Source organism: Leuconostoc mesenteroides subsp. mesenteroides ATCC 8293, assembly GCF_000014445.1.
Lineage (GTDB): Bacteria > Bacillota > Bacilli > Lactobacillales > Lactobacillaceae > Leuconostoc > Leuconostoc mesenteroides.
This window is the reverse complement of the sequence record NC_008531.1, coordinates 927,254-945,438: the sequence shown is the minus strand read 5'-3', so window position 1 is coordinate 945,438 and position 18,185 is coordinate 927,254. Positions and strand designations below refer to the sequence as shown.

Sequence of the window (18,185 nt, the reverse complement as noted above, 5' to 3'; positions counted from 1 at the left end):
TCAGCTAGAATCAATGCTGCTTCTATTCAATATACTGTTTGTACCAATAAAAACTATCCTTTTTTATTCTCTTACCGCTGCCAATACCAAAATCATTTAAGTCAACATAAATTAGTCCATATCTTTTGTGCATTTGACCAGATCCGGAACTTACAATATCAATCGGAGACCAGTAAAAGTATCCAATGACATTAACGCCTTCCTGTATTGATAATTGTAACTGAGAAAGGTGTTTTCTTAGATAATCAATTCGATAAGAATCATGAATTTTCTTTTTACTAAATAATGTTTCTTCTGCTCCCAATCCATTTTCTAAAATCATAATTGGCATAGATGGATACTTGTCTGTATACCTCCGCAATGCAATACGTAAGCCAACTGGATCAATCCCCCATCCCCATTTCGTAGCTTTTAAGTGTTTATTGGATGTCTCATCGCGAATATTCCAGTCATTTATTTCAAATAAGGATGGCGTTGATTGATCAACAACCGTGGTTACATAATAACTAATTCCAAGAAAATCAATTGTATTATGCAATAATAGCCGTTGATCCTCCGCTGTAATGTCTAAATCAACACCATTTTTCTTGAAATTATTTAAAATAAATTTTGAATATCTTCCTCGTACCAGTACATCACTACAAAAATCTGATATCAAAATGGATTCTTGATTCGACAACACATCATTTGGTTCAGGGGATCTTGGATAAGATGTCATATCGTAAACACTAGCCCCAATTAAGACACTAGAATTCATTTGTTGTGCAATTTGTTTAACTTTTGCTGTCGCCACTAATTGGTGGTGCATGGCTTGAAACTTGTCGTGTTGTAACAATTCTTTTGATGCATAATCATTTATTAGTAATCCCAACGCAGAAAATGGATCTGTTAACCCAGAATTGATTTGATTAAATGTAAGCCAATATTTAACTTCTGGAAATGCGTGCAGTAATGTTTGCACATAGTTAGTATAAAAATCAATCAATTTTCGATTTTTCCAACCACCATAATTTGTAATTAGCTTAACGGGCATTTCATAATGTGAAATAGTGATTACTGGTTCAATGCCTAACAAACTAAGCTTATCGATCACTTTTTTATAAAAGGCTAGCCCCTGTTCATTAGGTGTCGTTTCATCCCCATTGGGAAAAATTCTAGACCATGCAATGGAAATACGTAATGAGTTAATGCCTAATTCTGAAATAAGTGCCAAATCCTCATCAAACTGGTTAAAAAAATCGATACCAGTTCTTCTCGGAAAATAACTGTTTTCATCAGCTAAGTAGTTATTCAGTTCAAATGAAGAAGTGATTTTAGACGACTTATTCAATGGAATAAGATCTGTTTGCGATACACCTTTGCCTGCGGATTTGTATCCGCCCTCGGCTTGATTCGCTGAAAATGAGCCACCCCATAAAAAGGATTGTGGAAAATGATTTTTACTCATGATTTTTCACTTCACTTTTCATAATAATTGACATTTTTTTGGCGATGTTTAACTCGCTCATTGTAATCATCAAAGAATCTTGCGCATGATTAAATAAAACAGAATATGGAATATGTGTACCCGACGCTTCTAAGCTCATATAACGACTTTGTATTTTGTGCGCATTATTTAATAGTGATTCGGCTTCATCTAATAAAGATCGTGTTTTAGAAAATTGATGCTGCGCGATTTTTTCTAGTGCTGTCATAATCAACTGTCTAGCATCTCCAGCCCATACAATGATTTGCATGGCATCATTTGTTAAATCATATTTGCTGTTCATATCCACTAGTTCTTTCTATTCTCCAACTCATTAGTTAACAGCTGGGCATCATAGTACTTAAAGAATGGATAATATATTGTCCAAGAAAGTATGAACAAAATGACAAATAATAATACGCCCTTAATGCCAGTGGTGATGTACGTTGAAACTGGGAATGGCAAATACCAAATCCAGAAGACTTTATCGGGAATTGGAACAATATTTAAACGCATCGCTGCACCAGCAACTGCTGGAATTAGAATACCATTCAACCACATCGGTATCATTAACAAAGGATTAAATGCAATAGGAGCTCCATAAACTAAGGGCTCATTAATATTGAGAATAGAAGCAGGAAAAGTTGCTCGACCAACTGCTTTTAGTTGTTGTGATTTTGAGAGAAATAGCATCATAATTGCTAAAGTAATCGTAAATCCAATTCCCCCTGCTGCAATAAATCCCGTATAAAAAACTTCTTGGGTTGTGATATTCACTGCTTTTAAGCCATGGGCAGCTAGTCGCTCATTCTCTGCGATACCGCTAAGCATAATAGGTAAAATAATTGGTGATAATGTCCACGTACTAATACCAAACGAATAAAATAAACTATATACAAATCCAATAACAATAAAGCCTATGTAGCTTTGACCAATGATTGATAATGGTGAAAAAAGTGAAGTAACAATTTTAAATGGGTCAATATTTTTAGCGGTTAAGCCTAACCACCCTATGAATATGATAAATGTTATTGGTATCAAAGAGTCAAATAGATTGACGATAAACTCTGGCATTAATGTATCTTTTTTAAAAAAAGAATATCTGCTAGTGAATAGTATTATTGCAGTTACTACTATTCCTGCGATAATGGACAAAAATAGTCCTGCAGAACCAAAGCGGCTGAGTTCAAACGTTACATGATTGCCTGAACCATCAAATTTTGGTTTGATGAGCATTAAGTATAATGCCAATGATGTAAAACTCGCTAACATCTTTTTATCGTTCTTTTTTTGTTGAAGAATATTATAGGGAATAAGGAAGGCGACAAAAAGTCCCACCATTCCAAATGTAAAGGTTGACATGTAGCCTAAATCAGGGATTAGATTAGCTTTAATATTATTTATTAAACTAATTACAGTAATTAACGACCCAATGATTATAAAGGATAAAATCAACGTAATGGATTTCTGAATACCTTGTATCCATGAATTTGAGGTAACATCGTTTACCTTTTTAATAAACTGACTATTTAAAATATTATTCATCATTATTCTTTCAAATTTTACATTTTTTGTATTTGGTTTAGGACTGCGTTGCCGTCTAAGAGTCCATAAACTTTTGAGGGAATCACAGCAACTTTTATATTACTGTTCGCTACTGACAATCGTATTTCACTTTCTGCATACTTTAATTGTGGTGAAATTAATAAATAATCGATACGATCAATGTATTCATCAATTTGAGTCATACTTGCCGCATGAACTTGACAAGCTTGCTGATTTTCATTTGATGCTTGACGAATTTTTTGAGCCATAAAGCTGCTTGAAGCACCTGTATTACATATCAACAGAATATTTTTGGTTGCCATTATTTTTTTCTTCCTAGATTCAAAAATTCGAATACTTAATTTTCGTTGCCCACTGTTGATTTCTCCCTAGCAAATCAATTTGGTTAAGAACTTCTCGTCTAAAGTTTTCCATGCCGTTTGTTAATGACAATGCTTTTTCAGCAGCTACATTGAGGTAGCTAATTGCAAATTGACTAGCAACCCACGGATCTTCACCGACCGCGAGAAGTGTAGTTATAATTGCGCCAACCATGTCTCCTGTCCCAACAAACTTATCCAATTCATCGACGCCATTGCTCAAAATAAGGTGTTTATCATTTTGAACAATGACATCCTTTTTCCCTGTTGCCACAAACACAGTATCGGCATACTCAGTTGTTATTTGTTTCAAAGACAAAATGAGATCTTTTAACGCCTGATCATGCTGATCAGAGCTAGCACCATCAATACCTTTTGCTAAAGATGGTAAGCCGACAAATCTTCTGATTTCTGAAGTATTTCCTTTGATAACTGTTGGATGATTACGCGCCATAGCCATTCCTAACTTTGTTCGTTCATTAGTAATACCATAGCCTACCAGATCCACAACAGTCGGTTTTTTAGTCATATCTGCTAAAGAGCTAGCTTGACTGAGACTTTGTTCGTGTGACTCATTAAGTCGGCCCATGTTTAGTAGTAGAGCATCTGTTGACTGAAATAATGACGAAAATTCACGGGTATCACTACTCATGATAGGTTTACCACCAAGATACAATATAGTATTAGCCACCGTTTCTAACGTAATATCATTGGTTATGCAATGTACTAACGGTGCCTTTTGCAAAGGTAAAATTGATTTAATTTTTATTAATTCATTTTTCATAGCTATGCTACCCAACAAACATTCTCTGAATTTCTTTAAAAGAATTTATTTTTAGCAAATTTACTAAAACAAAATAAGCGATTACTGATCCAATTATGGTTGCACCCACAAAACGAGGTGTATACACAAACCAGTACAAGTTTTGTTGTTGTCCAGTAAACCAGACCATCACCGGAACTGAAATTAACGATCCTACAATTCCGGTCCCAAGAAATTCACCAAACATTGACCAATACATATTGCGGCCATACTTATACAAGATACCTGCACCGAAAGCACCAAAAATTGAACCAGTCAAAGCCAATGGGGGTATACCTAACATTAGCATTCTTATTATTCCAGTGACTACTGCCATAACAACTGCATATACTGGTCCTAGAATTACACCAGCAATAATATTCATGACACTGGACATTGGCGCCATACCTTCAATTCTAAAAATTGGAGATAACACGATATCTAGCGCTATCATAATTGTAACGACCATTATTTTTGTCAACTTAACATTTTTATTCATTATGATTTCCTTTTTAATATTCCATTGTGTTTTATATTTTAATTATTGTGTTGATTTCGATTAGAGCATAGTTAAACCACCATCTATGAACAGACATTGGCCGGTCATATTATTCGAAAGCTCTGAGGCCAGAAATACGGCTGAACCTGCCACATCCTCAGGAGTAGTTAAACGTTTAGTCGGTGTTTGCGCAATAAGTGCTTCCCGAATATCACGATGCGTGTACTTACTAGAAGCTGTTGGGTACGTCAATCCTGGTGCGATAGCATTTACTCGGATACCAAAAGCACCTAACTCACTAGCCATTGTACGTGTCAACCCAAGAATAGCAGATTTTCCGACAATGTAATCATGATAAGGGATTGCTGGAGACCTTATCAAATTACTGGTTATATTAATGATGCGACTGCTATTATTTGTTTTTAATCTTGATAAAGCACCTTGAGTAACATTTAAAACTGCTTTTAAACTACCGTCGATTTGATTTTGGTAGTCACTCCACTTCAGTTGGTCTAACATTTTTCGATGCTTAGGATCAAATTGATATTGACTTAATGCATTGTTTACAATGATATCGATCGTACCAAAATTTTCAAAAATATCGTATAGCATGTTTTTCACTTGTTTTTCATCACGTACGTCACATGCTATGGCAATTGCTTGACCACCATCTGAAATAATTTCTGCAACAACTTCATCGGCCTTTTTAGTATTTTCCAGGTAATTGATAATGACAAAGGCACCTTGTTTGGCATACTCTTTGGCAATGGCTGCCCCAATTCCTCGACTGGCTCCCGTCACCAGTGCAACTTTGTTTTTTAATAGCATTTTTTATTCTCCTCACTCCACATCCGGATCAAACTTCTCACTAGAGAATTCTAAGCTCTGCTCAATGTCTGTAACACGAACTAAATCCAATAAGTTAAAGCGTCCATCATGGTGCCAGCCACTGGAAACGTGATTCATCTTTCCCAGCGCACTCATTCGATTAACACCCACTTTCCCTAACATATCTGCCAACGAGAACAAACGATTCGGAGAAATCGCAATTCCTGCTGACTGTAAATATTGCTGATACGGTATGAGTACAGGTGGTAAATCTGTCAAATCATTAACAACAAAAATATGAATTGAACGATTCAAAGGCGAGGCGCTAAATCCGATATTATTATGTAAAATAATAGTCCATGCGGTACTATTGTCACTTCGAAATACTGAGGTTGCTCCGTTTTTTATAGACGTTATCTCAGCTTCTTGCCGCATTTTTTCAATAGCAATTTTATCTGATTCGTGTATCGGTGCACGAGGATATTTGATTTGATAGTTATTTAACTCATTGGACAGGATACTCGCAAACTCTTGAGGCGTTATTGCCCCACCTCTTTCAATGAAAATTGACTGCGGAGCTAGACAGCTTTGCTGATCATAGGTGGCAATGTCCTCAGCTAAGTCTTTAATGACTTGAGCATAATACTCTGGTGTCAACGTCTCCCTACCAACTATTGCCAAACCGATTTTGTACCCATAACTTAAAATCTTCTTATTTAATGGTGTTTTGCTTTTTACAGATGCAACCGCTTCTTTACCACCACACACAACAATAGTATCGGCCAAATTAAGACAGCGTACCTCGAATTTTCCACCACTATGCCATGGTAGAATGGCAATCGTATTTGCCAATTTTGGATCAATTTCAGCTAACGTCTGAACAAACAAGGCTGGCATAATAGGCTCTGCAAAAGATGTTTTCCCCAGTGTTGGCGATTTTACAAGTAGTCCCATGATGAGTGTCCACAGTTGTATACCTGGCACATTACCGGAAAATATTTGGAATATTAAATCTGGTCCGTAAAATTTTGAAAATCCACCGGAAAGATTTGGTTGAAAATCATCCAACATTGCACCTGATTGTCCAAGTTCGCTATTCACAAATCGTTTTAACTCTTTCTTTCGAAATAAGCGAATAAAGTTTTTGAGCTCTAAACTAAATTGATCAGCGTCATAACCAGTTACCGCGGGGACTGCTTTTTCTGCTATTTTCCGAAGATGATACGATGGGTTAGTCCATTTTTCTGCTGCCCGAGCAATAATATCAATAATTTCATTCACTGTAAGATGCTTTAAATAATGATTACGGTTATGCGTTATTATTTTTGTAATCTCTTTTATTTCTTGTTCGGTTATTTTGGGATAACACAATACAAGATGATGTGTTTCATTTTCAACTACCTTTTCGGTTAAATCACCAAGGATAATGCTGTCTGGCGTGTAAAAAATATTAATTTTTGTCATTTCTTTATTGGACATTATTGACACCTTTATTGCAGTTGTAAAAGCTCATCAGCGGTGATGGAACAACCCTTAGCCACCGATCCTTTTGCTCTACCAATGATTGTGAATCCATGATTGTTTTTGATAACAATGTCTTCAGTTAGAATTGATACGCAGGAATCCCAATTAGCTAAGTCATAGTATGCCAATAGGCCACGTTGACCCTGTACAACAGGCTGTAACGTTTCAGTATCCAAGACCTGAGTTTTTACCCAAGCAGGTGCTATTTTATCAAAATAAACTGTTTTATTTTCTGAATGATCCATTAAATTTCGATCGTAACATTGAGAACTAATCTCTGTCATGCCGTACATATTTATAATTTGTTCGCGTGTCACCTTAAATGTGCTCTCCAAATCAGCATATAAGTCAGTCATACTCACTTCTTTTGACTTGCCCTTAAATCCACCAGTATCAAAAATAATGCTTTCTTTTGCCAGATTAAAGGATTGGTGATGTTGCTGTAAGTATGCCAATAGATGAACATAAGAAAACGAAGCACCCAAAAGTAATATGGGCTCATGATTTTTTTCTGCTTCTTGAAGAGCAACGATTAGTTCCGAATAGTTTAGTTGGTTATTTTCAAAAAAGATATGGCTATTTTCAGTACCAAATTCTCGTATAGCGGTTGATATATAGCGAGATAAAGAAGAGTTAGGGTTATCTGCCATACCCGGAAACAAAGAAAGTATTCTAATTTTATCCGTATTAGGCAAAACGTTTTTCTTGAATCCTGCCCGCATAGATTCTTCCCAAATATTTAAATTCGAGATATAATGTTTGCTTCTATGATTAATATTTGTTGTGCCACTCGAATAAAAAACATCCGCAGCTTGATTAATATCTTCGGTTGACAGAATTAATTCTTTGTACGCTTGAATCGGAATTAGCGGAACCTCGTGCCAGCTTTTTACAGTCAAGAGGTTTTTATGTCGTAATTGGGCAAATTTTTTATATGGTAAATTGTTTTGAAATTGATAAGCAAAAATGCGCATAGCTAGCTGATTGAAGTCCGATTCATATTGCTCTGTTTGATGATCCTTGTATTTATTAATGAAAGTTAAAATGTCGCTTTGAATTTTTTTAGATTTTTCAATCATGAGATCCCCTTATATTTTTTATCATTCGTGGTAAGTTAACCAAGGCAAACTGTAAGATGATGGCAGACAACGCACCGACTAATATGCTATTAGATAATAATTCACCTGTAACACCTGACCAGCCGGTTGCATAGTTGGGCAGAGCAATCGCTAGTATGATAGACAATCCAATAATCATGTTATTTTCATTGTTGTCAGGCGCTCTTTTCAAAATGTTGAATCCAGTCAGAATTAAAGTTGTTGCTGCGGGCAAAAATATGCCCCCAATCACTGGACTAGGCGTTATTGCCAAAAACGCACCAATTTTAGGAACAAAACCTAGTACGACAAACAAAATCCCTGCAATAATTACTGGTATTCTCGAAACATTGCCAGTTAAGTTTAAAATCCCTACATTCTGAGCAAAAGCAGTTGTTGGAAAGCCTCCGAACAAGGATGAAAACATTGATCCCGCAGATTCGCCAATTAGACCATTTTGAATGCGCCTTGGTGAAATATTTTCTTTTAAAGTATCGCCAGCTGCCTGATAGACACCTAAAGCCTCTACCACTGCAACCACATAGGCAACAAAGAATGTCAAAAACATGACCCAATTAAACTTTAGCGATCCATAAGGCAATAAATGAGGCATGCCAAACCATGATTTTGTTGATAATACGCTGTAATCTACGACACCTAACGAAACTGCTAGAATATCACCAACAATTAGCGCGATTAAAAAGGAAAAACGCTTCCAAAATCCCTTACCAAATATCGACAATAGAATGACAATAGTTGCTGTAGTAACAGACAAAATAAGTGTTGTTGGTGAAGAGAAACCTTTATCACCTGGATAACCACCTAAGAATTCAGATAGTGTGAATCCAGATAAAGAAATACCAACCAAAAATATTAGTGTTCCGGTAATTGCCGGTGTCAATAATTTGATTAGTTTATTGATAAGTCCTGTAACGGACAATAAAAATACAATGAGTGCACTCAGTAAAATTGAACCACTCGCCGTTGCTAACTGACCAGCTTTACCAGCATTAATCATTAACGCGTCAAAAGCAGCTGACGGCCCTTGAACAATAGGCAGCTTCGCTAATTTTGTTGCCTGTGTAAGCGTGACTAATCCTGAAACAATAAAAATCGTGTTCACAAGATTAGTTGATAAGTTCAGTGAGAGCCCTGCGGCAGCGGCAACATAAATTGGATCTAACCATACGTTAGAAACAAACACGTGCTGTATTCCAGCTAGGCCATGATCCATGATTCGATTATGTTTTGGTGTCATCATAATTAAATTCCTTTTCCAATAAAAAAAGTGCCCTTAAATACATAAAAAAGGACACTTTTGACAACAGTACATGTCGTTATCAAATATTGGTCACTTTCCTACGCTAGTATTAACTAGATCAGGTTCAAAGGGACCGATATACATCATCTCAGTCTTTGCGACGCCCCTAGTGATTATTATTCATTTTTCAAAAAAATCCTTTCAACAAGTCATTTTATGCAATAAAAAAACATTTTTCTCACCTAGAGAAAAATGCTACGTTAAAAAATGTAGCACTTTCCTACGCTGATGTTAATCAGTTCAGGTTCGAAGGGTTCTTCTCAGCCATTTTGGCGCCCCTAGCACAAGCATTATTGTATCATAAATTTTCTATTAAATGTAAGTAATTCATTCTATTTTTCACATAAGTTTGTCATTAAGTGATATCCTTACTGATGAAATTTACCTTTCACAAATCAGCCAGTCGAGAATATAAAAAATACCAGTCTGTTACTAAACACAGACCAGTATTTTGATGCCTCGTCATTAAGGCTGTACTTGTGTTTTCCCCTGCTCATCATTGTACAACTTAGTATCATATATTTTGATAAATGGTAAGTAAATAATGAAAGCTATTACAACACAGATTATTGCTAAGACTGCTGCTTTCCAATCAACGGTACTAATAAATGCACCGATTCCGGCTGGGGATGGCCATGGTGCTTGAATAACAATTGGCCGAATGATATGGAAGTTAATGGCTGCATAAGCAACGGAAGCTGTTGCCATTGGTGCCAAGAAAAATGGAATAGCTAGATAAGGATTATAAACAATTGGCAATCCAAATATTAACGGCTCGTTAATATTGAAAAGTGATGGTACGATTGAAGCTCGGCCTAAAACTTTTAGCTGTTCGGAACGTGCTAGTAAAGTAATAAATATGCATAATCCAAGTGTCGCACCAGAGCCACCTAAGATAGCAAAGGCATTATTAAATTCTCCAGCAAACGGTATGTTAGCCCCATTTGAATTTGCTACCATATTTGCTAAGAAGATAGGCGTAATAAATGCGGAAATAATGTTAGCGCCATGAATACCAACAATCCACAAGGCATGAATCAAGAACTCAATCACCATAATTCCTAGCCAGGTGCTAGTCATGCTTGTAACGAAGCTAAATGGTATTGCAATCATTTTGAAAATGTCAGTACCGAGTAACACTAAGGAACCATTAATACCCAGTACAACAAAAGCAATAACGAAAGTTGGAATCAATGCCGTAAATGATCTTGATACACCTTCCGGTACAGCATCCGGCATTTTAATCGTCCAGTTATGTTTCACACAGAATGAATACAACCAAACTGCTAAAATAGCCATAATAATCGCTGTGAAAATACCACTTGTTCCAACACGGTCGATTGTGCTAGTCATTCTAAATCCGTTGATAACTGTCTCGTCCTTGGATATAGTATTTAGCAGAACAATTTTTCCGCCTTTTAAAACCAATTCTGGCAAGCACATAAAGAATGCAAATAGTGATAAGAAGGCACCATTTAATGGCGCTACTTTTAGTTTATCTTCTGTTTGAATAATACGAGTTAATTCAAAACCAATTGCTAAACTAAAATACATGGCTAAGATACCCATGGTTGCTGTGTTGGCAATCATGTACAAATCGCTAAACTTAAAGAATGTTGCGTCGAAAAAATCATTTAAGAACGGAAATACTGTCGGCAATATATTCAAAACTAATATCATAGATCCCACAATTGTAAAAGGAATTGAAGCCATACCAGCAGCCATGATAGCTCTCACAATTCTATATTGGGAAACTTTGGTCATTGGTTTCAAAAGCACTTTTTGTAGGAAGTTAAACATAGGTCCATTTTCCATAACTATTTCATCTCCTTATTATTTTTAAGAACGGACTGATAGGCTGTCAAACGTGCGTAATATTTATCGTGATTTGTTGCAATCAAGCCTAACCTTTTGTTAACTATGAGAAGTATGCTACTACTGAGTAATAACAGGATTAGTACCACTAAGCGGTTACTACCAGTATTTTGTATAAATTGGTAAAAAAATGTAAATAACGATGTTGGGATGCTCACCATTAAAATGATATTCACGATAAGCTGTGATCTGAAGAACACTTTTGAATAAATCAGTTGGTTCGTATGATGTCCAAATAACTTAATTTGTTCAATAATTGCTAGCGAAGCGATAAACATTAAAGCAACAGGTATCAGTGCCACTAGGGTCTGCCACATAATTATGGCCCAATACAAGTTTACGAACAGAAAGAATGCCGTGGCATAACGGATTAACATGAATCGATTAAACTGCATGCTTTTAAGGCTCATTTCCGTACGATTTTTTTCGATTGCGACCTCTAAACCGTGCTGTTTATCCTGTGGCTTTTTTGGCCCTCGTTTGATTCCTTTTTTCAATGTCTTGTACCTCCTCATAAAGAGTCTGCATTTCAATAGCCATCTCACGTAAAGTCATCGTTGTCATTAAGTGGTCTTGTGCATGGACTAATATAATTTCCATATCAATATGACTACCCTCAGCGTATTCTTGTAACAAGTTTGTTTGCGATTTATGAGCTAATAGTAATTCGTCATTTGATAATTTTAGATTTTCGTTAGATAACTTAAAGTTTTTTTCTCTCATGGCTTCAAAAGCCTTATGAACCATTGTGCGCGCATTTCCACTGTGTAAAATAATTTCAAAAGCGACAACTTGAATGTCTTCTGATTTCATATATACTTACCTCCTTTCATCATTAACAGAAAATTATGCCGAAATTCTGAAAAATTTATTGAGGCAACCAACCGGCCCTGTTCTTCAGTATTTTCTGTAAATTTTACAATTGCCTGCGTCGTTTCTGTCAAACCCTTATTGCTCCGATAGGATGGTGATAGCAGGAAAACTAGCTGAATGTTTGGATGCTCGTCAGACCATCTGACACCATTTGGTATAATTCCAATAGCAATTTTGGGTACTCGACTCATCGGCATAGCAGGATGTGGAACGGCGATAGTATCACTAAAAACGATTGAGCTCAGTTGTTCACGTTGATCGATTTGTTCCAAAAATTCATGTTTTAATTCGGTAGGTTCATTGGACATCAGCATATTAGTTAACTCTTGTAGTAATTCCTTCCGATGAGGCGATACCTGCCATATTTTAAAACTTGACTGATCAATAAATTGATCAAAATGATTTAAAACACTATTAATTGGTTGCTTTTTCTCTACAGCAATATATTTATTTCGGACTTGCTCATTATCTAAAAATTCATTTATTTTTTGAACATCTGCTTCGGTTAAAAAAATACTTACCTGTATGACTGGAACCTTGAAAACACGTGTTGACAGATCAATAGCACTGATAATGAGATTAACATTACTTAAAGTAGTGTCATCAACTTCATAATATCCTTTAATATCAACAATGTTTAAATACATGCCAAATTCTTTTTCGACACGATTGTTGAGTAACTGTGCCGATCCATACCCTGTTGCGCAGATAATTAAGGCTCTTGGTTTATTTAAATTTTTGTATTTTTCTGCTGCTGCCATCAAATGAAGTGCTAGATAAGCGACTTCATCGTCATTAATGTCAAACCGAGATAAATAAGGCGACCATTTTATATAGCGCTTGGTATCCATGAACTCACTTAAATAATTCGTTTTTATTTCCTGTAACAAAGGATTTTTCAATTGAATACCTTGCTCAAGGCGAACTATCATGGGTTTTAGATGTTCAATGATATTTTTCTTGAGAGCATAATCCTTAGTAACTGGATAATCGGTTTCTAATTCAATTCGTTGCAAGATCATATCTAAATCCCGTTGCAAGGGACCATCATTTTGTATATTAATATTTTTCCCTTGTGCCATTAATTGAATGGTTAAATAATCTACTTCACTTTCCGGAAATTTTAATGCTAAGCCACTTTCAATACGAGAAAAAATTTTTCTAGCAACATCACTAACATTTCTGATTTCAGGATTAATGTCAACTGGAGCAGCCTGTAATTCAAAGCCGCATTTCAATCGTTGAACGCTTAGTGCAATGTATAAAACAATATTTTGTATGGTAAAGTCCGTTAAATGAATACCAGCTTCTCGACATTCATCAAGAACAATAATCGTAATTTGATCAAAACTAATTGCCTTAAAGAAAGATTTATTTTTCATATAATGTTGAATAGAATTTTCACTATGACTGAAAAAGTAATCTAGAATAAAGTGACGTTTATCGCGCTCTAAACCCGTAATGAAAACACCTATATTGGCTTTGCTTTCGACACTAATTCGATATGGCATTAACACTTTGCGAATGATCGATAAATCTTTTGAAAGTGTGGTCCTTGTAACAAATAATTTTTCAGCCAAGTCATCAATTAAAAATTTTTGATTTTCAATAATAAGTTTGTTCAAAATATACTTTTGACGGTCCGAAATATTATTGCTGTCCTCATTAATTAACCACTGGGATAATTCATAATTTTTATTTAAAAATAAGTCAAATGTAACGGGATGAGATATGTGCAACCGATAACCTAAACTGGGTTTTGCATCAAGTAGGGCACCTTGTGAAACTAAGGTTTCTTTTAAAATTTTGATATAATTACGAATTGTTCTAGGTGTCAGTGACAAAAGAGTAGATAATTCTTCACTGGTTACGAAACGATCTGAATTATCTACTAAATAGATTAGTAAATCACGCTCTTTTTTCCTCATCATCACACCTCACACAACCTTTACCATGCAAATTGCTAACTAATATGTTCCTGTACTAAGTTCGCCATGCCCTCAATACCTGTTGGTATGGGTATATAGGCTTTAAAGGGAATAGAAACAACAGGTTTACCAACCTCATCTCCAATCTTTTCAAAACCTTCAAGATACATTGTTGTCTGTGGGCTGACCAGAAATAGATCAAAATCACTATTACGAATAGCATCTTCTCCTTCTGTAGCAGTAATCGCATCCACTTCAATATCTATATTTTTATTTTTGAAATAGTCAGTTGTTTTTTTTGCCATCATGGAGGATGACATACCAGCTGCACAAATAATTAAAGCTTTTTTCATCGTGTTTCTCCTTTTTAATTAATATTTTCAGCGTTCGTTGCGATAACGTCTTTAAACCAATAAAAGGAATCCTTTTTGCTACGTTTCAATGAACCCTCATTTTGGTTATTTTTGTCTACATGGATAAATCCGTATCGTTTGTCCATTTCTCCAGTCCCGGCTGAAACCAAGTCAATACATCCCCACGGTGTATATCCAATCAAATCAACGCCGTCTTCAACTACCGCCAACTTCATTTCCCGAATGTGTTCTTGTAAATATGCAATGCGATAAGAATCATGTATTGTACCATCTTCTTCAACTTTATCGTATGCGCCAAATCCATTCTCAACAATAAATAATGGTAAATGATATTTATCTGTAAACCAGTTCAGGGCGTAACGCAGCCCCTTAGGATCAATTTGCCATCCCCAATCACTTGCTGCTAAATAGGTATTACGTACTTGGCTATTTTCTGGTGTCATGTCATCAAAGTTTAAACCTTCTGGCTTTTTAACTGCATGTGACATGTAGTAACTAAAACCAATATAATCAACGGTACCAGCTTGTAAGTCTGCCAGGTCTTCTTGGGTAACATCAATGTTAAATCCCTTCCGAGTCCAATATTTTGTTAAAAATGCTGGATATTGACCATTGACATGCACGTCTGCAAAGAAATAATTTTTTTCCATGCTCTTTTGAGCTGCCAGAACATCATCTGGATTCATAGATGCTGGATAAATTGGTCCCATAGCAATCATACAGCCAATTTGAAAATTGGGATTGATGTCATGACCCATTTTAACAACTCGTGCGCTAGCTACTAATTCATTATGAGCAGCTTGATACATACCCTCCTCACGATTTTCACCAGGGTTAAAATGCAGCCCAGAATTTGTGAAAACCAGAAAATCATTATCATAGTTAGCCTGATTGTTAATCTCGTTAAACGTCATCCAATATTTGACCTTGTCTTTGTATCGCTTTAAACAAGTCGTTGCAAACTTAACGAATAAATCGATTACTTTTCGATTACGGAAACCACCATATTTTGTAACCAAGTGGTACGGTAATTCGAAATGAGATAACGTGATGACTGGTTCAATATTATTTTTGATAAGTTCATCAAATAAGTCATCATAAAATTTTAAACCTGCCTCATTTGGCTCGCTTTCCTCACCAGTAGGATAAATTCTTGTCCATGCAATTGAAGTTCGAAAACATTTAAATCCCATTTCTTTAAATAAGGCAATGTCTGCTTTGTAACGGTGATAAAAATCAATCGCTTCATGATTAGGATAATATTCTCCTGAAACAACTCCTTTCGTAATGTTTCGCTCTTTGTCTGGTCCACCAACCGTCATGATGTCAGCGACACTAACTCCTTTACCTCCTTCTTGCCACGCACCTTCTAATTGGTGAGCTGCAACAGCACCACCCCAAAGAAAATCTTCAGATAAACGTTTAGACATATTTAGTCCTCCTTTAACTACTCACATTTTATCAAGTAAGCGCTTACATTGCCATTGAATTGTTTTCCTCATACTTGCGGAAATTACCTTACAAGAGTAATTTTTATGGTGATTATTAAAAATATATAAAACCACATAAATTACTATGATAAAATTATTGGTAAATACATTCAATGATTATGGTCACATCAGGGGAAACAAATGACTTTTAGAGAATTAAAACAATCAGATGAAAAAATTTTTAACGACTGGATAAAAAGTTGGACCACTGAATCAGTAATTGTTTCTGTAGCCAAACCCATTACCGGCAGTTTCGCTGAACATTTAGCTAATCTAGAGCAAATGAAAAATAATAGTATTAATAATTTTGTTCCCGCCAGCAATTATTTTTTTATTGAGGATGGTTTGATAAAAGGCGGCGTATCAGCTCGCTGGCAGTTAAATGACCACTTGCTTAATTTTGGAGGCCATATAGGATACGGCGTTGCCCCTGCCTGGCGTCAACAGGGAATAGCTAAGAGAATGTTAGAATTAACACTAAACATTTATCAGCAACGTAAAATTTCACCTGTCTTGATTACCGCTGAAAAATGGAATATCGCTAGCCGCAAAACAATTGAATCTAATGGTGGCGTCCTTGAAAATATCATCAAAGAACCCAGCACAGGAAAATTATTTTGTCGATACTGGATTGATTTGAATAGTTAGTAATAAATATTATCATCCAGAAAGTTGTTTTATTTCTTGAAAAATACGACAAAAAAAGCTGCCCTGTTAAGGCAGCTTTTTAAATTTAATCATCTTCGTTATTGATTGAATTCAAATGTTTAAATGAAGTCTGTATTATGACAAACAATAATGTTAGGATGCTAGATATTATCATAGCAAGAAAGATTGCCCGACTAAAATTGCAGAATAAAACTAATATAGCAACCGTAAATATAAAATAAATAAGCCAAACACAAATAATGAAAGTTAAATAAATAAATGTGTTAGAGACTTTTTGATTATTCCCGCTCAATAATCAATACCCCCTGAATTAAGAATAAAATAATATATTTTTTCAACTTAACTGTCATTAATCAATGTAATCGAGTTCCCCACAAAATATATTATTTCTATAATTATACTATGTTTACATCGTCATCATTTTTGTTTCTGGCATAAATGCTATCCTTTTAACACTTCTATCGTAACATCGGCATTATTCTTAGCACGAACAGTAATCATGCCACCAAGAGGGAAAGTGAATATAGGCTGAGTGTGACCAAAATCAACATGATAAACCACCGGAATAGTATTGAGAACAGGAAATTTAGCTAATATGCTGTGAAGATTGGGTTCTGACATTTTATTTTCAACTGGGAACCTTCCAATAATTAATGCGGCAATATCTGGATGAATTTGTAGCATTTGAGATAATTCTCTAGAAAATTCAAGTGGTTCTCCGCCCTCAGCTTGTTCAATAAATATAATAGGTTTTGTGACGGCGGGCAAAAACTTTGTCCCAGCTTGGAGCCCATACGTTTGTATATTACCACCAGTGCTTATCCCCGTTGCTTGGCCCGAGTTATATACTTGCCACGAATTAGGCATTGGCTTTCTTGGTATATTAGGATCAAACCACATATCGCTTGTCCAAAGCCCGCTTGGTTGTAAATCATACTCTGACTGACCTAATGCTTTTATCCATTCGTTTGTTTGATACTCCTGTAATTCATTCATTTTGAAAGATGAGTAACATGGCCCATAATATGTTACTAATCCTGTCTGGGCACGAATAGCATTGTGTAAGCTTGTTATATCCGAATAGCCAATAAACACTTTTGGATGGCTTCTAATTATCTCCCAATCAATATAAGGCAGCAATTCATTTGAATTCAAGCCACCAATGGTCGTCATCACTACTGACACGTTATCATCAATAAAGGCCTGGTGTAAATCCTGAATACGCGCAGTAATTGAGCTAGAATAAAACAGATCATTCTCAAGTATATGATCCCCAAATGTTACTTTATAGCCTAATTTTTCCAATCTTTCCTTGGCCACTAAATTTTGGTCAAACCCACCAACTCGCTTGATTGAAGAACTTGGCGATATTATTCTTATTTCATCGTCTTTTTGTATTTTTTTAGGAAAAATTGTTTCCATTATTTCACCCCACAAATCATATTTGTAGAGAATTGTAGCACATTTTCAATAAGAAAGTACATTCAAATAAAAAACCGTCTTGGACGGTTTTTT

The 18,185-nt window shown here is 35.6% G+C and carries 18 protein-coding genes and 2 riboswitches; of the genes, 1 reads left to right on the top strand and 17 read right to left on the bottom strand.

The features are described from left to right. Positions 1 to 22: 22 nt before the first annotated feature. The 16 genes from LEUM_RS04595 to LEUM_RS04520 all read right to left on the bottom strand — a co-directional run bounded on the left by LEUM_RS04595 (position 23) and on the right by LEUM_RS04520 (position 15,941). A complete protein-coding gene (locus tag LEUM_RS04595; protein WP_011679701.1) occupies positions 23 to 1,447 on the bottom strand; it encodes a glycoside hydrolase family 1 protein in 1,425 nt (474 codons plus the stop codon). Beyond that, complete coding sequence (locus tag LEUM_RS04590; RefSeq protein ID WP_220457724.1) at positions 1,440 to 1,769, bottom strand: PTS sugar transporter subunit IIA; 330 nt, start codon at positions 1,767 to 1,769, stop codon at positions 1,440 to 1,442. The genes LEUM_RS04595 and LEUM_RS04590 overlap by 8 nt, the downstream gene beginning before the upstream one ends. 5 nt (positions 1,770 to 1,774) lie before the next feature. Next, on the bottom strand, positions 1,775 to 3,013 hold the full coding sequence (locus LEUM_RS04585; RefSeq protein WP_242824528.1) for a PTS sugar transporter subunit IIC: 1,239 nt from the start codon (positions 3,011 to 3,013) through the stop codon (positions 1,775 to 1,777). Positions 3,014 to 3,027: 14 nt separating this feature from the next. Further along, positions 3,028 to 3,333 (bottom strand): PTS sugar transporter subunit IIB, encoded by a 306-nt coding sequence (locus LEUM_RS04580; RefSeq protein ID WP_011679698.1) that lies wholly within the window; start codon positions 3,331 to 3,333, stop codon positions 3,028 to 3,030. A 19-nt stretch (positions 3,334 to 3,352) separates the two neighbouring features. Beyond that, entirely contained in the window at positions 3,353 to 4,174 is an 822-nt protein-coding gene (gene thiM, locus LEUM_RS04575) for a hydroxyethylthiazole kinase (RefSeq protein WP_011679697.1), read from the bottom strand. A 7-nt stretch (positions 4,175 to 4,181) separates the two neighbouring features. Continuing rightward, positions 4,182 to 4,691: an energy coupling factor transporter S component ThiW gene (thiW, locus tag LEUM_RS04570; RefSeq protein ID WP_011679696.1), complete on the bottom strand. Its 510-nt coding sequence runs from the start codon at positions 4,689 to 4,691 to the stop codon at positions 4,182 to 4,184. Between the two features lie 60 nt (positions 4,692 to 4,751). Beyond that, positions 4,752 to 5,519 (bottom strand): SDR family oxidoreductase, encoded by a 768-nt coding sequence (locus LEUM_RS04565; protein WP_011679695.1) that lies wholly within the window; start codon positions 5,517 to 5,519, stop codon positions 4,752 to 4,754. A gap of 12 nt (positions 5,520 to 5,531) precedes the next feature. Next, positions 5,532 to 6,998, bottom strand: a complete 1,467-nt coding sequence (locus tag LEUM_RS04560) for an acyl-CoA reductase (RefSeq protein ID WP_011679694.1) — start codon at positions 6,996 to 6,998, stop codon at positions 5,532 to 5,534. 11 nt (positions 6,999 to 7,009) lie between these two features. Continuing rightward, entirely contained in the window at positions 7,010 to 8,122 is a 1,113-nt protein-coding gene (locus LEUM_RS04555; RefSeq protein WP_011679693.1) for a LuxE/PaaK family acyltransferase, read from the bottom strand. Then, positions 8,115 to 9,401 (bottom strand): solute carrier family 23 protein, encoded by a 1,287-nt coding sequence (locus tag LEUM_RS04550; RefSeq protein ID WP_011679692.1) that lies wholly within the window; start codon positions 9,399 to 9,401, stop codon positions 8,115 to 8,117. Before LEUM_RS04550 ends, LEUM_RS04555 begins: the two co-directional genes overlap by 8 nt. A 78-nt stretch (positions 9,402 to 9,479) precedes the next feature. After that, positions 9,480 to 9,579: riboswitch (TPP riboswitch) on the bottom strand. 82 nt (positions 9,580 to 9,661) lie between these two features. Continuing rightward, a riboswitch (TPP riboswitch) is annotated at positions 9,662 to 9,751 on the bottom strand. 175 nt (positions 9,752 to 9,926) lie between these two features. After that, positions 9,927 to 11,261 (bottom strand): PTS cellobiose transporter subunit IIC, encoded by a 1,335-nt coding sequence (gene celB / locus LEUM_RS04545; protein WP_025268059.1) that lies wholly within the window; start codon positions 11,259 to 11,261, stop codon positions 9,927 to 9,929. A gap of 17 nt (positions 11,262 to 11,278) precedes the next feature. Then, complete coding sequence (locus LEUM_RS04540) at positions 11,279 to 11,833, bottom strand: hypothetical protein (protein WP_011679690.1); 555 nt, start codon at positions 11,831 to 11,833, stop codon at positions 11,279 to 11,281. Further along, the gene (locus LEUM_RS04535) at positions 11,790 to 12,149 is read right to left on the bottom strand and encodes a PTS cellobiose transporter subunit IIA (protein ID WP_010284241.1); all 360 of its coding nucleotides are present in this window, start codon (positions 12,147 to 12,149) and stop codon (positions 11,790 to 11,792) included. Before LEUM_RS04535 ends, LEUM_RS04540 begins: the two co-directional genes overlap by 44 nt. Then, positions 12,146 to 14,137: a BglG family transcription antiterminator gene (locus tag LEUM_RS04530; protein WP_011679689.1), complete on the bottom strand. Its 1,992-nt coding sequence runs from the start codon at positions 14,135 to 14,137 to the stop codon at positions 12,146 to 12,148. Before LEUM_RS04530 ends, LEUM_RS04535 begins: the two co-directional genes overlap by 4 nt. A gap of 35 nt (positions 14,138 to 14,172) precedes the next feature. After that, positions 14,173 to 14,490: a PTS cellobiose transporter subunit IIB gene (locus LEUM_RS04525; RefSeq protein ID WP_010280592.1), complete on the bottom strand. Its 318-nt coding sequence runs from the start codon at positions 14,488 to 14,490 to the stop codon at positions 14,173 to 14,175. Between the two features lie 14 nt (positions 14,491 to 14,504). Continuing rightward, positions 14,505 to 15,941, bottom strand: coding sequence for a 6-phospho-beta-glucosidase (locus tag LEUM_RS04520; RefSeq protein ID WP_011679688.1), 1,437 nt, complete (start codon positions 15,939 to 15,941; stop codon positions 14,505 to 14,507). 201 nt (positions 15,942 to 16,142) lie between these two features. On the opposite strand from LEUM_RS04520, the gene LEUM_RS04515 reads away from it, so the two are divergent. Beyond that, positions 16,143 to 16,649: a GNAT family N-acetyltransferase gene (locus tag LEUM_RS04515; RefSeq protein WP_011679687.1), complete on the top strand. Its 507-nt coding sequence runs from the start codon at positions 16,143 to 16,145 to the stop codon at positions 16,647 to 16,649. Between the two features lie 462 nt (positions 16,650 to 17,111). Here the strand turns inward: LEUM_RS04515 and LEUM_RS04510 are convergent, their stop codons facing one another. Further along, positions 17,112 to 18,092, bottom strand: a complete 981-nt coding sequence (locus LEUM_RS04510; protein ID WP_011679686.1) for a S66 family peptidase — start codon at positions 18,090 to 18,092, stop codon at positions 17,112 to 17,114. Positions 18,093 to 18,185: the final 93 nt, after the last annotated feature.

Coding starts and splice junctions, on each gene's coding strand:
- LEUM_RS04520 (WP_011679688.1), bottom strand. CDS start 15,941: ATGTCTAAACGTTTATCTGAAGATTTTCTTTGGGGTGGTGCTGTTGCA.
- LEUM_RS04560 (WP_011679694.1), bottom strand. CDS start 6,998: ATGTCCAATAAAGAAATGACAAAAATTAATATTTTTTACACGCCAGAC.
- LEUM_RS04525 (WP_010280592.1), bottom strand. CDS start 14,490: ATGAAAAAAGCTTTAATTATTTGTGCAGCTGGTATGTCATCCTCCATG.
- LEUM_RS04555 (WP_011679693.1), bottom strand. CDS start 8,122: ATGATTGAAAAATCTAAAAAAATTCAAAGCGACATTTTAACTTTCATT.
- LEUM_RS04595 (WP_011679701.1), bottom strand. CDS start 1,447: ATGAGTAAAAATCATTTTCCACAATCCTTTTTATGGGGTGGCTCATTT.
- LEUM_RS04530 (WP_011679689.1), bottom strand. CDS start 14,137: ATGAGGAAAAAAGAGCGTGATTTACTAATCTATTTAGTAGATAATTCA.
- LEUM_RS04550 (WP_011679692.1), bottom strand. CDS start 9,401: ATGATGACACCAAAACATAATCGAATCATGGATCATGGCCTAGCTGGA.
- LEUM_RS04585 (WP_242824528.1), bottom strand. CDS start 3,013: ATGATGAATAATATTTTAAATAGTCAGTTTATTAAAAAGGTAAACGAT.
- LEUM_RS04565 (WP_011679695.1), bottom strand. CDS start 5,519: ATGCTATTAAAAAACAAAGTTGCACTGGTGACGGGAGCCAGTCGAGGA.
- LEUM_RS04515 (WP_011679687.1), top strand. CDS start 16,143: ATGACTTTTAGAGAATTAAAACAATCAGATGAAAAAATTTTTAACGAC.
- thiM (WP_011679697.1), bottom strand. CDS start 4,174: ATGAAAAATGAATTAATAAAAATTAAATCAATTTTACCTTTGCAAAAG.
- LEUM_RS04590 (WP_220457724.1), bottom strand. CDS start 1,769: ATGAACAGCAAATATGATTTAACAAATGATGCCATGCAAATCATTGTA.
- thiW (WP_011679696.1), bottom strand. CDS start 4,691: ATGAATAAAAATGTTAAGTTGACAAAAATAATGGTCGTTACAATTATG.
- LEUM_RS04510 (WP_011679686.1), bottom strand. CDS start 18,092: ATGGAAACAATTTTTCCTAAAAAAATACAAAAAGACGATGAAATAAGA.
- celB (WP_025268059.1), bottom strand. CDS start 11,261: ATGTTTAACTTCCTACAAAAAGTGCTTTTGAAACCAATGACCAAAGTT.
- LEUM_RS04535 (WP_010284241.1), bottom strand. CDS start 12,149: ATGAAATCAGAAGACATTCAAGTTGTCGCTTTTGAAATTATTTTACAC.
- LEUM_RS04580 (WP_011679698.1), bottom strand. CDS start 3,333: ATGGCAACCAAAAATATTCTGTTGATATGTAATACAGGTGCTTCAAGC.